Here is a 13678-nt window from a genome sequence, read left to right on the forward strand (position 1 = left end):
CCCGTGCACCGGACGCTGCCCGATCAGGCAACCCACGCGCCACGTGGCGCCCGCCTTCCCCTGCCCGCACGAACGGTCCCCACGCACTGCACACGGGCGTGCCCGCCCCCCACCCCCGAGACGGCGGCGGGGCCCGTGCTCATGGAGTGCCGACCGTCCCCACCGCGCTCCTCGGGAACCTCGTGCGCACCGTCGGCGCCACAGCCCTGAGGTGGTCACGGCCACCGGCAGGGCCGCATCGGCTCACCCGAAGCCGGCCGAGGTGCATCGAACCCGAACCCGAACCCGAATCCGAAAGGCTCTCAGCCTTCCGCGTCGTCCCCGCGCCGTCGGAGCGCCCGCTCGGCAATTCCGTTGGAGAGCTTGCCCGTCGCCGATCTGGCCCGGCCGAGGGTCTCGTTCCCGAGGCGCCGGGCGGCACCGACGCGCTCTGCTCCCCGCTCGAACACCTTGTCCCTCACCTCCGCCGCCGCGTCCCCCCACCGTCTCGCCTCCAAGGTCTGTCGGCCGCGCTCGATCCCGAGCCGCCCGTGGAAGTCGACAACGGTGATCTCGACATGGTTGTTCGCATGCACCACCTCCCGGGAAGCGGTCGGGTGCAACAGCACCTTCGTGTTGGCCATGCCGGCAGCCGCGTTCATGCGGGCCAGCAGACGCTCGGTGCTCCGTGAGATGAGATCCAGCCGGTTCCGTCGGGCGGCCCGGAGCCCGAGACGATGCCGGTCCAGCTCATCCGGAGCCGCGTCCAGCACTCGGTCGAGTTCGAGCACGGCGACTGCCTCCTGCAGCTGGAGGCAACGAGCCAGAACAGCGAGCCACTCCTGAGCCCCGGACTCGGCTTCCCTGGACGTCCTGGCGAGATCACCGATCCTGGTCCTGCGCTCCACCTTCTCCGCGAGCGCGTCGAGTTGACGCACCGCGTACACCTGAGTTCGCGCGATCGTCACCGACATGGCCTGCACCTTCGACCACGTGATCTCGGAGACCCGGCCCACCTGCTCCCGGACGGTCATGGCCTCCTCGATCACCAGGTCCACTCCGATCATGTCCGCCAACACAGCGTCCTTCTGCGCGCGGAGCACGTCGTCGACCTTCTCGTCGATCGTGGCGAGATAGTCGGTGATCTCGCCCATGGTCTGCTGCATCGCAAGCTGTGCCATGATCCCCGCGGCACCTGCCAGAAGCGCCGGGTTGGTCAGAAGCGTTCCGGGACGCGTCACGAACTCGACGAATCCGCCGATCCTGCCGTTGCTCCCCTTCAGCACACCCGAGCTGAGCCCCGTCCTGGAACTTTCCCTCAACCCGTACTTGTCGACGAGTTGCGCGGACTCCTTGGTCAGCTTCACCCAGCGGCCCGAACCGGCGGCGATTTCGGAACCCGCCTGTGCGGCTCCGGCCGCGTTGGCGAGCACCGGTCTCAGGCGTTGCAGCCCGAGGTCCTTCGACGGCAGTCCCTCTGAGGCGAGGAAGCGTTCGATCGCCGTTGGATCCCCGATGACCGCCAGGCCGTCACCGTCACTGATCAGCTGGATCTCGCTGTCCATGGTCGGCTCCTACCTGGCTCTTCCCTCATGCGGGGTGGTACGGGGCGTGATGCGGGTGGGTGTCTCGGGGCCTGGCCAGAGGCCGAGGTCCTCCGGGGAGGGAAGTTCTCACCCTGTCCGTCCGGAGGGCCTCGACGGGTGTGACGCTACCTTCTCGCGCTCCGGCCCGATCACGTTCTGCCGCTCGGACGAGCCCGAACTCGTCGTCGAGCAGCGGCGGGTGAACGCCGACGCGGCCGGCAGGTCCGGCGTACTGACCAACCGTCAGGAGTCGGCCAGGCGGACGGGAAGCGACTTCAGCCCATTGATGAAGTTCGACACCAGACGGCGCGGTGGAGCCGCCAACCGGAGTCGGTCCGGTGGCAGCGTGCGGCACACCTCCTCGTACAGCGCGCTCAGTTGCAGGCGGGCGAAGTGGGCGCCCAGGCAGACGTGCGGGCCGTCGCCGAAGGAGACGTGGGGGTTCGGGGAGCGGGTGAGGTCCAGGGTGAACGGGTCGGGAAAGACGCGTTCGTCGTGGTTGGCTGAGGCGTGGAAGACGACCACCTTGTCGCCGGTGCGGATCCGGGTGCCTGCCAGCACCGTGTCCTGGGCGGCCGTGCGGCGGAAGGTCAGGACCGGGGGGTGCCGGCGGAGCAGTTCATCGACGGCGGTGGCGAACCCCGTCGCGCCGTCGCGCAGGCGACCGTACGCCCCGGGGCTCTGCGCCAGGAGGTGCAGGCCGCCGGGGGCCGCGCTGCGTACGGTGTCGTTCCCGGCCACGACCAGCAGGAAGAAGAACATCTCCAGCTCGGGCGCCGCAAGTTCGGAATCGGTGGCGAGCGCCGTCATCACGTCGTCCGCGGGGTGCCGACGCTTGTGGGCCGCCAAGGCGTGCGCGTAGTCGAACATGTCGCGCAGGGCGGAAGGGGAACGGGGGTTGACCGGCTCGCCGTCCGGGCCGGGTTCCGGTGCTCCGGCTTCGTCGGGGTCCTGGTAGCCGATGACGCGTCGGGTCCAGTGGAGGAGGAGCGCGCGGTCGGTGTCCGGCACACCCAGCAGGTCGGTGAGGTTGAGCAGGGCGTAGTCGTCGGTGACCCGGGCGACGAGGTCACAGGTGCCGTCACCGGCCCGCGCCTCGGCGACCGCCCGGGTGAGCAGGGAACGGGCTCGTTCCCGGACGACCGTCCCGAAGTGGTCGACGCGCTTCGGGGTGAAGGCCCGGCTGACGAGTACGCGCAGCCGTCGGTGATGCGGCGGGTCCTGGTTGAGCATCATGCGGCGGATGAACGGGAGGTCGGCGGGGTCCGGATCGCGGATCTGGGTGGCGCCGAGGTACGAGGAGTACGTCGAGGAGTCCTTCAGGACCCGGACCACGTCCCGGTGCCGGGTGACCGCCCAGAAGCCGGGGCCCGCCGGCCAGCCGAACACCGTCGGCTCCTCCTGCCAGGCCACCGGGTGATGGTCGCGCAGGCGACGGTAGCGGTCGTGGGGGATGCCCTGCCCGTACTGTCCGGGGTCGAAGACGTCCGGTACGGGAGTTCCGGCGGCGGCGGAATCGCTCACGCCTCCGCGCCCCGATGTCCTCCACGCCCTCCACGCCCTCCATGCCCCTCAGCGCCCTCGCCGTCCTCCGTGTCCGCCCGCAGGAAGTCCTCCATCACGCGGATCAGGTCGAGCGGGGTCTCGTCCATCGGGTAGTGGCCGCACGACGGCAGTTCCACGAGTTCGGCCCGGGGGAACCAGCGCATCCAGGTGGCCCGTTGCACGTCGGCGGAGAGGGCCGGGTCCAGCGCGCCCACGACGGCGAGCGCCGGCACCGGCGAGCCGTCGATCCGGTCGTGGAAGTCCTCGCCGGCCCAGGAGTCCAGCCAGGCCCGGAACGCCTTGGCATCACTGCACGCGACCGAGCGGCGCACCATGCGGTCCAGCCAACTTGCCGGGCGTCGGCCTCCGGTGGTGATGTCGAGGATGGTCCGCCGGTTCTGCGGGGTGTGCGCCGCCGCGGCGAAGAGTTCCCACTGCTCGGGCGGGAGAGGAAGGCCGGACGCGGGAACGGGCGAGACCCCGACGATTCTGCGCACCCGCTCCGGCGCGGCGGCCAGCGTCCGCTGGACGACGGAGCCGCCCATCGAGTGACCGATCAGCGAGAACCGCTGCCAGCCGAGCCGGTCGGCCAGGGCGAGCACGTCCTCGGCCCCCTCGGCGGTGGTGTACGAGCCGTGCGCGTCCCGCGCCTCGCCGTATCCCCGCAGGTCCACCACCGCGTACTGGAACGAACCGAGATCGAGATCAGGCAGCACGGGAGCGTACGCGGAGCGGTCGGCGAGCCAACCGTGCACCGCGACCACCTTGTGCGGACCGTCACCGTGCAGTTCGTGGGGCAGAACAGGCAATGCGGTCACGCTGACTCCCGTCGCCGTACGGAGAGGTTCCGGCCGGTCAACGACCGGCCCCGCTCACGGTGACGCCGAGTCCGGACCGGCGCAAGGGCACACGCACAGGACGGGCCGAGCCGACCGCCCCCGCCCCGCCGCGTCCCCGTCCCGCTTCACCCCAGTAACTCCAGGTACGGCCCGAACTCCGACGCGAGCGTCAACCGCCCCAGCTTCTGGTACTCGCGCTGGATCGCGTGGATCAGGGTCGGCATCGTCACCGACTCGCCCGTGTCCGCCGCCAGGTACGCGGATGTCACCGCGATCGAGCGGATGTTGCCGCCGGCCAGTTCGAAGTTCTCCGCGCAGAACGCCAGATCCAGATCGGCGCCCCGGGGGAGGGCCGTGCCCAGGCAACGCTCCCAGAGCATGAGGCGCTGCTCGGGGTCCGGGGCCGGGAAATCGATGACGAGGTCCAGGCGGCGGGTGAACGCGTCGTCGAGGTTGGCCCGGAGGTTGGTGGCGAGGATGGCCAGGCCGTCGAAGGACTCCATGCGTTGGAGCAGGTACGCGCTCTCGACGTTCGCGTAGCGGTCGTGGGCGTCCTTCACGTCGGAGCGCTTGCCGAAGATCGCGTCGGCCTCGTCGAAGAGGAGGACGCCGTTCACACCCGCGGCCTCGGAGAAGATCCGTTCCAGGTTCTTCTCCGTCTCGCCCACGTACTTGTCGATCACCGTGGCCAGGTCGACGGTGTAGAGGTCCAGGCCCAGGTCTGCGGCGATCACCTCGGCGGACATGGTCTTCCCGGTGCCGGTGTCCCCGGCGAAGAGGGCCGATACTCCTCGGCCACGACCGCCGCCCGGACGCATGCCCCACTCCCCCAGCACCTGGTCACGGTGGCGGGCACGGGCGGTCAGTTCGCGGAGCTGGGCGCGGGTGCCCGGGGGAAGGACCAGGTCGTTCCAGGTGACGGTGGGTTCGATGCGGCGGGCCAGGCGGTCCAGACCCGCCGCGTTCTGGGCGCGGGCGCCCTGACGGACGTGGTCGGCGGTGAGGACGCCGCCGTCGAGGTGAGTGGTCTGGGCGGCCCCCCGTGCGGCGCGGGTGATCTGTTCCGGGGTGAGGAGGAACGGCGAGAGCAGCCGGTCCACGTCGACGGTTTCGGGGACGGGGGCGTCGTACGCATCGGTCCAGAGGGCGGCCCGGGTCGAGGGCTCCACCCGTGGGACGTGCAGGAGCAGGGGCGGGGCGGCGGACCAGGCAGCGTCCCAGGGGGCCCGGCCCACCAGGATCGTGGGGACCGGGGTTCCGGTGAGCAGCCGAAGCAGCTCCGGGGATTCGCGGGAGACCGCGTCGAGCGGGGCGCAGACCACGCCCGCACCGGTCAGCCGGGCCTCCCGGACCAGGGAGCGGACCGCCTCGGCGGGAACCGGGTCCTCGGCCAGCCGCGCCAGGTCCAGGCCCAGGACCCGATACCCGGCCCGGGTCAGCGCGGTGGCGGCGAGGGCCGTACCCGCACCGCCCTGCTCCTCACGGAGGTAGGCCAGCGAGGCGCCGCGAACGAGCGCCCCGGCGAGCGGAACCGGGTCGCCGACGCCCGGTACGGCATGCCAGGGGGCGAGGAGATCGGCCAGCCGGGGGTCGGGGGTGTCGTCGCCAAGGAGATGCGCGGTGACCCGGTCGGGGACGCGGAGCGCCCGGCTCAGGAACGGACGGTCCAGGTCCTCGACCAGAAGGAGGCGGCCCTCGCGGAGCGGGGCACGGGCCGAGAGCCGACCACGCGCCACCCGGTCGGCGGGCGACAGCCCGCACAGGCCCAACGCCAGACCGATGGACGGGCGGCGACGGGTGACGTCGTCGTTCAGGTATCCGTAGAACGCCTCGAAGCGGTCGTCGAGATCGGGAACGAGCGCGATCAGCAGAATCTCGACGTCGAGGGCGGTGAGGCCGAACTCAGAGGCCAGGGACGTCAGTCCGGACTGCCCCACCCCTGGGCCGGCGGGGTCCGGTACCGCATAGAGGTCGGGTGCCTCGCCGGAGACCGGTGCCTCGCCCGGCCCCTGCGCCTCGCCGGAGACCGGTGCCTCATAGAGGTCCGGGACCGAAGACGGTACGGGGCAAGGGAAGGCGCGGGCCTCGTTCTCGTCCAGCAGACGGGCGATGTTCGCGTCCGAGAGGTACAGGCCTCGAAAGGCGTCGTCCGGGTCCGGATCGGTGAGCTGCCGGGCCTCGACCGCCCGCCGGATGCGCTGCTCCACCGCCACCGCGCGGGCGAGGAGATGGCGCAGGTTCGCGTCATCCGCAGCGGTCATGGGGCGCCGCCCTCTCCGCCGTTCTCTCCGCCGCCCTGTCCGCCGTTCTGTCCGCCGCCCTGTCCGCCGTTCTCTCCGCCGCCCTCCACAGGAGCGCCCCCGTCACCCGTCGCGGTACCGGCTGCCCGGTCCGTGGCGGGGGATCTGCGGTTCTCCGTGATCCTCAGCGACAGGCCGCGCCGTCGCCCTGCGCTCGGGTCCCGCCGGGTATCCGGTCGTCCGTCCAGTCGTCCGTCCAGTCGTCCGTCCAGTTGTCGGTCCAGTCGTCCGTCCGATCGCCCGTCCAGTCGTCCAGGTCTGCCCGGACGCCCCCCGTACACCGGTAGGTTGCCGCGTCCCGGCATCGGTTCCGTGACCGGTTCGACCTTCTCGGGCATGTCCCCGAAACGGGCCCGCACCCCCTCGTCGCCCACCGGCGGACCGGCCACATAGCTCGGCGAGGCCGTCACCGGCACGCTCACCACCAGGTCCAGCGAGGGCTTCAACTCTCCCCCCAGCGCACTCCACACATCGGCGAACGAACGGTCCTCCGGCGGGGGCAGAGCGATGGACATCGGTACCGGGGCCCCGATCTCGGCCAGCATGCCGGTCAGCCGTTCCTGCGGCAGCGCCTCGTGACAGAGCAGGCAGCCGAGCAACGAGGCGAGCAACCGGTGTTCGTCCTCCGGACGCTTCGTCCACGCCGTGATCAGGTACGACAGTTTGAAGAACCGAGGCGGACGGCGACGGGCGATGATCGTGCCACGCTCGTCGTAGTCGTTGTGCAGGCCCCGTTCGCGCCTGCGCATGTCCTCGCGGATGTCGTAGAGGTACAGGTTGACCATGGGAGCATTGACCTTCGCCGCCCATTCCCTGGTCGGAGCGTCGAAGACCACTGCGATCTGACCGCCTTCGAGCACCTCCGCCCTGATGAGGGACCGCAGTACGTCGTCGACCTCGTGGATCATCCGGTCACTCCCGTACGACTGTCGGCTCCTCCGTGTGCGCCTCCCCCGCCCGCACCTGCCTTGCACCCAGCTCCCCTGGCCTCAGCCGCCCTGCGCGCGCCTGTCCCGGCCTCGCCTGCCCTGCGCGCCTCTCGCATGCACGCGAGTTCCCCGTGCGTTCTCTTCACGCTCTTCATGCTCTTCACGCGCGCCCCGCGAAGTCCGGTGGCTGGAGATTCCGCTGAACCACCAGGACCGGTTTCTCCAGCCGGTCGATGTCGCGCGTGTCGACGTGCAGTTCGCGGGGGCCCAGCTTGTCCTTGCGCAGAACCGGGATCTGTACCTCGAAGGTGCCGTCACGGCCCACGGTCACGCCGGACATCTCGGCGTTGATCCCGATGTTCCACGTGAAACGTACGGTCTGCCCCGGTGGGTAGTCCTTGCCGCGGGCCAGCACGACCTGCCCCGGCTTGGCGACCTGCGGAGTGACGGTCAGCGAAGGCTTCAACACCCGCAGCCGGTCGGTGTCCTGGTTGTTGGCCTTCCGTCGATCGGGCAGCGTGCCGCGGATGGTGGCCCGTACGTCACCGGTGATCGCCGCGTCGTACGTCGCTGTCTGTGTCACCTCGATGCGGCCACCTGCCGGAATGGTGCACGGTTCGGCGGCGGTGCAGCGGGTCGGTGCGGTCAGGCTGCGGTCCTTCGCATCGGCCGGCTTCGGCCAGGACGCACCGACGACAACCCCCGTCGCCGCGTCCGGACCGGCGTTGGTGAGGGTGAAGCGCGCATGGGCCGGGCGACCTGTGTACGTGCGGTCCGGGCTGATGTCGGCCCTGACCGAGATATCCGCCGACGGTGGCACGGGGGCCTCAAGAACCTCCATCCGGGCCGTGTCCGTCCCCGTATTGCCCGCCGAGTCGGTGGCCGAGCAGGTCACCGTGGTGATGCCGACCGGAAAGAGCGAGCCGGAGGGCGGGGTGCAGGTAACCGGGAGCGTGCCGTCGGTGGCATCCCGCGCGGTGGCCGTGTACGTGACGCGCGCACCCCGTCCGTCCTTGGCCCGGACGATCAGATCGTCGACGGTGACGACGGGGGCATCGATGTCGTTCACGTCGATGCTGATCTGCTCCTGGAAATCCGGGTCGGCCGCCGCCGACGGTCCGATCGTGTCCGTTCCGGGCGCCTGGGTGCCCATGAGGAACTGAACGGTGCAGCTCAGCCGGGTGCCCTGAGGTGCGTCGGAGGAGACATCGATGTTCTCCGCGAAGTGCGCGGTGTCGCCGCTGGTCAGCCGCTGCGCGGGCGGGTCGAGGCTGACGGAGAGGTGCGGGTCGCAGTCGTCGAGGCGGTATCCGACGCTGGTCGGAAGGTTGTGAAAACCCTCGATGATCGCGCTCGCCACCTCCCTGCCGTCGATGCCTTCCAGCAGACGGCCACCGGTTTCCTCGACGATGCGTGTCGCCTGCCCGGGCGTCGTGGGAGGGTCCTCGACATAGTCGGGATTGTCGGGGTTGTGGGCGTCTCCGTTGCCGTTCATCCCGTCGCCGATCTTGCTCTCCACATCGACGCCGATCACCCGGACGTTCTTGTCCTGGAGGGCGAAGATCGTGTCGTCGATGGAGTGACCGTTGCTCGGCGAGTGACTGGACGCGTCGCTGACCACCACGATGACGGGACTGGCCCCTTCGCGGAACACCGTCTTCCCGTCGGCGCCGTCGGCGATCTGCCACAGTCCGTTGATCCAGTCCTCGGACGGCCCGCGGCTCTTTCCTCCCAGTCCGGTGCCGAGACCGTCGACGCCCTCCTTGATCTTCGTGTCGTCGGTCGTGAGCTCGGTCAGCACGTCGAACCCGGCGTTCACGTCACCTTCCTGGTCGCCGAACGTGGCGACGGCGAACCGGGAATCCGGCTGTTCGTCCCGGATGGCGGCAGTGATCTCGGGAAGGTTCCTCCGCACACTGGCGATCGGCTCCGCCATGCTCGCCGTACCGTCCACCAGCAGGACCACGTCCGGCCTCGGCGGGATGATCGGCGTCAGCACCTGCTTGGCCACCCCCGTGGAGCCCCCGGGGTCCACGGTGTCGGTGAACACGGCCGGGGTGACCCAGGGTTCGGGTTCCCCCACCGTCGGCGCCCCGGAACCGGCGGCCGAGCCGGGCGCGATGCCGGTGGCCAGAAGGACCAGGGCCAGCACGGGAACACGGAGCGCGGCAAGCGTTCTGCCCGGGGCCGAGGCCCGGGGCCCCGGCAGCGGTTGGAACCAGCGCACGGAAGTCCTCCCACACCGTCGGCCGATCGACGTCCGGACGCCACGGTCCCGTACGGACGTCCGGCCCGCAGTGGTGCGGGAGTCACACTCCCGGGAATCCCCCTCTGCCCTTTCGGGCAGCCGCCGCACCGCCCGGGTGCCGCACCACGCCGGTGCCACCCGGCCGGGCGATCAATCGCCCGGGCGACCGGGAACTGTCACGGAGGCATCTGCACCGCGGCACGGAAGCTGTCATCAGCCCGCATGGACAAAGATCAGAAGCAGAGCCGCGAGGGGCACGACGGACCCGCCGAGCAGCGCCAGCACCACCGGGACCGCCGCCCTCAGCCGCTTCTTGCCCCTGCGCCGACCCGAACGGAACACCACACGAGCCAGGATGAGCGGCAGTGCCATGAGGGCGAGGAAGATCAGCGGTGCCAAGAACCGACGGACCGGGGTGGTGCCGGTGTCGGTGACCAGATCCCAGGCAGTCGTACCGAAGAACACTGCCGGGCTGACCAGGAGATAGAACGAGAGGCAGGGCTCTCGCCGCAGCTCGGACCGACGCCTCGCTCGTCGCCTTCTCAGTGACAACACTCGTCGCCGTCTCAGTGACAACAAGCGTGCCTTTGCACCAACCATCTTGCTTCGGCTCGGCATCGGACGGCCGTGACCGGAACGCAAAGTCCGACCAGTGATCGAAAACCGAAAAGCCGACGTCATCGAGAACGGCGAGGAAAAAAACGGTGATCGAAATGAGTGATCGAAAGAACGGAGGACACGGGAACAGCGGGCACGGGAACAGCAGGGCCGGGAAGAGCGGGGCCGGGGCGAAAGGACTGGATGGCTGGAGGACCGGAGGGGCGGAGGAGCGGAGGACTGCGGAACTGCGGAACTGGGGGCTGGGGAACTAGGGAACTGCGGAACTGCGGAACTGGGGGCTGGCGGGCTTGAGCCGCGGAAGTCGATCGAACTGATCCGGATGGCCTCCGAAATGGATCAGATCAGGCCCTGGCGCATCGCATACGCAACGGCGTGCGAACGATTCCGCAATTGCAGCCGGGCCATCACGGAATGCAGCACGTTCTTGATCGTGCGTTCGGAATAGGACAGCTTCGTCGCGATGTCCGCGGTGTCGTACCCCTCCGCTACCAGCCGCAGCACATCCACCTCCCGGGCCGCGAGCCCGGTGAAGTGCAGTCCCCGGGGTCCGAGCACCTGCCCCTGGAGGCGGCCCACCTCTTCGAGGAGCCGTCCGAGCAGGTCGGAGGGGAGATGGCCCTCGCCCCGCGCCACCGTCCCTATGACCTGCACGAGGTGTTCCGGAGTCGACTCGGAACGCCTGATCACACCTGCGACGCCGCACTCCGCCGCATTCACCAGTTTCTGCTCATCGATGTCCGTGGCGACGAGGACCGTCCGGGCCGTGCTGGTGCGCTGGATGTGACGCAGCATCGTCAGCACCTGTTCGTCGACCGCGTCCACGACGACGACCACGATCTGCGGCGAGGCGTCTCCCTCCGCCCACTCCTTCACGCTGACTTCCGGGCGGGCCCGTAACTGACTGGAGACACCGGCCTGTGAGATCGGATCCTGGGCTCGTAACGCGACAGTTGTTCGCTCCATGGCAATGCTCCCCCTGGGCAACAGCCGATGGCTTCACAGCGAACACAACCATCCCGGCTGTTTCGTAGACCTCGTTCGTCTTGAGGCGGTCAAACGATTCCCGCGTATACCTACAGGGAAACAAAAAAGCCGATCCGGGCACGGAATCTGCCCAGAAGTATTCCTCCACAGTCGCTGCCCGCTTTCGGGGACCGACCCTACGGTGCGCCCTATGAGTCTCACGGCAAGCCTCGACGATTCGTCCGTCACTGCCGCACCGGGCGAGGAAACGGCTCTCCCTCTGCGGATCCTCAACTCAGGCAGCACCGTCGAGGAGTACCGCTTCGAGGTGGTCGGCGCCTGTGCCGCCTGGTCAGCCGTGGAACCGGAAACCCTCTCCCTGTATCCCGGCGACTCGCAGACGGTCTCGTTCGTGCTGCGGCCACCCCGCGATTCCACCGTACTCGCGGGCGAGACTCCCTTCGGAATCCGGGTGGTGCCCACCAGCGAGCGGGGCGACACGGTGGTGCCGGAAGGGCGGGTGACCGTCCTTCCGTTCACCGGGACGACCGCCGAACTTGTACCACGCAGTTCGCAGGGCGCCTGGCGCGGCAGGCATCAACTGGCCATCGACAACCGGGGGAACTTCCCGACCACGGTACGGCTGGAGGCCCGGTCGGGTACGGATCGCGCCCGGGTCTCCTTCGCGGCGGATGCCCTGCGGATCGCGCCCGGCCGGGCCGAGTTCGGAAGGGTGCGGGTCCGGCCCGCGAAGCGTGTGTGGCGCGGTACGGCGCTCACTCACCCCTTCCAAGTGGTCGTCGCCACGGATACGGCGGAGGGGCAGGCGCCGGCCGCCCCGGTGGTCCTGGACGGTTCGTACCAGCAGGAACCGGTCCTGCCGCGCTGGCTGCCCCGGGCACTGATCACCGCTGCCGTGCTGCTGATCGCGCTGGTCGGGCTCTGGTACGCGTTGTTGCGGCCGGCGGTGAAGTCGGCTGCCAGGGAGGCGATCACGCCGGACGCGGTCCGGTCCGCCGCGGCGGCCGACAAGAGCAAAGCCCCGGACCAGGGTTCCCCGACCGGAACGGGGTCGGGCGGAGGCGACTCCTCCGGCGGCGCGAACGGAGGTGCGTCGCAACCCAGCCCCTCATCGGGCACCGGAACTTCCGCCGGTACCTCGGACGGCGCGGGTGCCGCGGCCCCGACCAGTGCGCAGGTGCAGGTCAGGGACGCGGTGGGCGGTGGCTCCACCACGTCGGCTGCCCTACAGGTACCTGGCGGGCACACCTTCCAGCTCACGGACATCGTGGTCCAGAACCCGCAGGGCGACGCGGGAACGCTCGTGGTCTCCTCCGGCCGCGACACCCCCGTGCTGCGGCTCGCACTGGAGAACTTCCGGGACTCCGACTACCACTTCGTCACACCGATCCTGGTGCCCGCGGGCGGCAAGGTCACGATGACCGTCGACTGCAGGAAGGTCGGCAAGCCGGTGAACGCGCCGACGCCCTCGCGCTGCGCCGAATCCCTGTTCCTCGGCGGCACGATGCGTACGGACACCACGAACTGATGACCGGTCCCGTTCCGCTCACGGCCGAAGGCCGGGACGAGGCCGGGACGGCACCGGGACGGCACCGGGACGAGGCTGGAACGGGACCGGGACGAGGCTGGTGCGGTCCTGAACATGACCTCGATGGCCTCGGGCCGAGCCTCCGCGGGTGAGATCTCCTTGAGCGGATGACATCTCCTCAGGCGGGCGGAGCCTCCTCTTCCTCCTCCTCGGAAGCCCCTTCCTCGGCACGCTGAACGAATGAGCCCTGCACATCAGCAGGTTCCTCGTCCTCATCCTCCGTCGAAGCCCGTTGCACGGCGGGGACCGGGCCGGAAGCCGCACCAACACCCGCACCCAAATCCGGTGCCGGTGCCGGCGCCGAAACCGGGTCCGACAGCACCCGGTCGGCGTTGGCGACGGCCTCCCGCTCGAACCGGTCGGACGGATCACTCACCCGGATGCCTCCCGGCGCCTCCGTGCCCTCCACCGGGCCACTGCGCTGCTGAACAACATGCGTGAGCTCATGGGCCAGCGTGGTCCGGCCCTGCGGCGACGACGGATCGTACGCGTCGCGCTGGAACACCACGTTGTTGCCGACGGTGTAGGCATGGGCCCCGACGCTCTTCGCCGACTCGTGCGCGGCGGAATCGGTGTGCACACGAACGTCGGAGAAGTCCGCGCCCATCCGGCGCTCCATGTCCGTACGGGTGTCGGTATCCAACGGCTGCCCACCGCCGGACGAGACCACCTCGTGCACGGGGGACCGGTCTTCCTCCTCCTTCCGGCGGAGCATCGCACCCACGGCGTTGTTGCCGACCGCCCGTTGGAGCACGCCCATACCACCGGTTCCGACCGCGTCGGTCCGCCCGGTGGCCGCCGCGCGGAAGACGCGTGAGGTGTCCACGGCCCCCGCTCCCTCGGCCGACCTCGACGCGTACGTGGCCTCGCCGTGCTCCTGCTCCGCCCCGTGCTCCTCACGCCGGGGATCGTGCCCGTGATCCCTCTCCTGCCCGTGGTCCCGTTCGTGGTCGTGTCCCTGATCCCATTCCTGTGCGTGCATCGTCATCTCCCCTGCACCGCGCCCGGATCGAAAGCTCGTCGTGACTTGGCCCCTCCGCTCCACCCTCACGACGCGTC

10 protein-coding genes are annotated in these 13678 nt (G+C 69.9%); 1 reads left to right on the forward strand and 9 read right to left on the reverse strand.

Annotated features, from left to right (window positions below; all coding sequences use genetic code 11):
- Window positions 1-302 precede the first annotated feature (302 nt).
- The 8 genes from ACF1CT_RS04570 to ACF1CT_RS04605 all read right to left on the reverse strand — a co-directional run bounded on the left by ACF1CT_RS04570 (window position 303) and on the right by ACF1CT_RS04605 (window position 11010).
- Window positions 303-1544: a hypothetical protein gene (locus ACF1CT_RS04570; RefSeq protein WP_391782276.1), complete on the reverse strand. Its 1242-nt coding sequence runs from the start codon at window positions 1542-1544 to the stop codon at window positions 303-305.
- A 264-nt stretch (window positions 1545-1808) separates the two neighbouring features.
- Entirely contained in the window at window positions 1809-3089 is a 1281-nt protein-coding gene (locus ACF1CT_RS04575) for a cytochrome P450 (RefSeq protein WP_391782277.1), read from the reverse strand.
- Window positions 3086-3928, reverse strand: a complete 843-nt coding sequence (locus tag ACF1CT_RS04580) for an alpha/beta fold hydrolase (protein ID WP_391782278.1) — start codon at window positions 3926-3928, stop codon at window positions 3086-3088. Before ACF1CT_RS04580 ends, ACF1CT_RS04575 begins: the two co-directional genes overlap by 4 nt.
- A gap of 146 nt (window positions 3929-4074) precedes the next feature.
- Entirely contained in the window at window positions 4075-6210 is a 2136-nt protein-coding gene (locus ACF1CT_RS04585) for an ATP-binding protein (protein WP_391782279.1), read from the reverse strand.
- A complete protein-coding gene (locus ACF1CT_RS04590) occupies window positions 6207-7157 on the reverse strand; it encodes a DUF4255 domain-containing protein (RefSeq protein ID WP_391782280.1) in 951 nt (316 codons plus the stop codon). Before ACF1CT_RS04590 ends, ACF1CT_RS04585 begins: the two co-directional genes overlap by 4 nt.
- Before the next feature lie 181 nt (window positions 7158-7338).
- Window positions 7339-9405, reverse strand: a complete 2067-nt coding sequence (locus tag ACF1CT_RS04595; RefSeq protein WP_391782281.1) for an HYR domain-containing protein — start codon at window positions 9403-9405, stop codon at window positions 7339-7341.
- Window positions 9406-9639: 234 nt separating this feature from the next.
- The gene (locus tag ACF1CT_RS04600; RefSeq protein WP_391782282.1) at window positions 9640-9891 is read right to left on the reverse strand and encodes a hypothetical protein; all 252 of its coding nucleotides are present in this window, start codon (window positions 9889-9891) and stop codon (window positions 9640-9642) included.
- A 492-nt stretch (window positions 9892-10383) separates the two neighbouring features.
- Window positions 10384-11010, reverse strand: a complete 627-nt coding sequence (locus tag ACF1CT_RS04605) for a response regulator transcription factor (protein ID WP_391782283.1) — start codon at window positions 11008-11010, stop codon at window positions 10384-10386.
- A 211-nt stretch (window positions 11011-11221) separates the two neighbouring features.
- Between ACF1CT_RS04605 and ACF1CT_RS04610 the strand changes: the two genes are divergently transcribed.
- Window positions 11222-12559 carry a hypothetical protein gene (locus ACF1CT_RS04610; RefSeq protein WP_391782284.1) on the forward strand — a complete coding sequence of 446 codons (1338 nt, stop codon included), beginning with the start codon at window positions 11222-11224 and terminating at the stop codon, window positions 12557-12559.
- A 178-nt stretch (window positions 12560-12737) separates the two neighbouring features.
- Here the strand turns inward: ACF1CT_RS04610 and ACF1CT_RS04615 are convergent, their stop codons facing one another.
- On the reverse strand, window positions 12738-13607 hold the full coding sequence (locus ACF1CT_RS04615) for a DUF4157 domain-containing protein (RefSeq protein ID WP_391782285.1): 870 nt from the start codon (window positions 13605-13607) through the stop codon (window positions 12738-12740).
- Window positions 13608-13678 lie beyond the last annotated feature (71 nt).

This window comes from Streptomyces sp. NPDC014734 (assembly GCF_043083325.1).
Lineage (GTDB): Bacteria > Actinomycetota > Actinomycetes > Streptomycetales > Streptomycetaceae > Streptomyces.

Coding starts and splice junctions, on each gene's coding strand:
- ACF1CT_RS04585 (WP_391782279.1), bottom strand. CDS start 6,210: ATGACCGCTGCGGATGACGCGAACCTGCGCCATCTCCTCGCCCGCGCG.
- ACF1CT_RS04605 (WP_391782283.1), bottom strand. CDS start 11,010: ATGGAGCGAACAACTGTCGCGTTACGAGCCCAGGATCCGATCTCACAG.
- ACF1CT_RS04610 (WP_391782284.1), top strand. CDS start 11,222: ATGAGTCTCACGGCAAGCCTCGACGATTCGTCCGTCACTGCCGCACCG.
- ACF1CT_RS04615 (WP_391782285.1), bottom strand. CDS start 13,607: ATGACGATGCACGCACAGGAATGGGATCAGGGACACGACCACGAACGG.
- ACF1CT_RS04570 (WP_391782276.1), bottom strand. CDS start 1,544: ATGGACAGCGAGATCCAGCTGATCAGTGACGGTGACGGCCTGGCGGTC.
- ACF1CT_RS04590 (WP_391782280.1), bottom strand. CDS start 7,157: ATGATCCACGAGGTCGACGACGTACTGCGGTCCCTCATCAGGGCGGAG.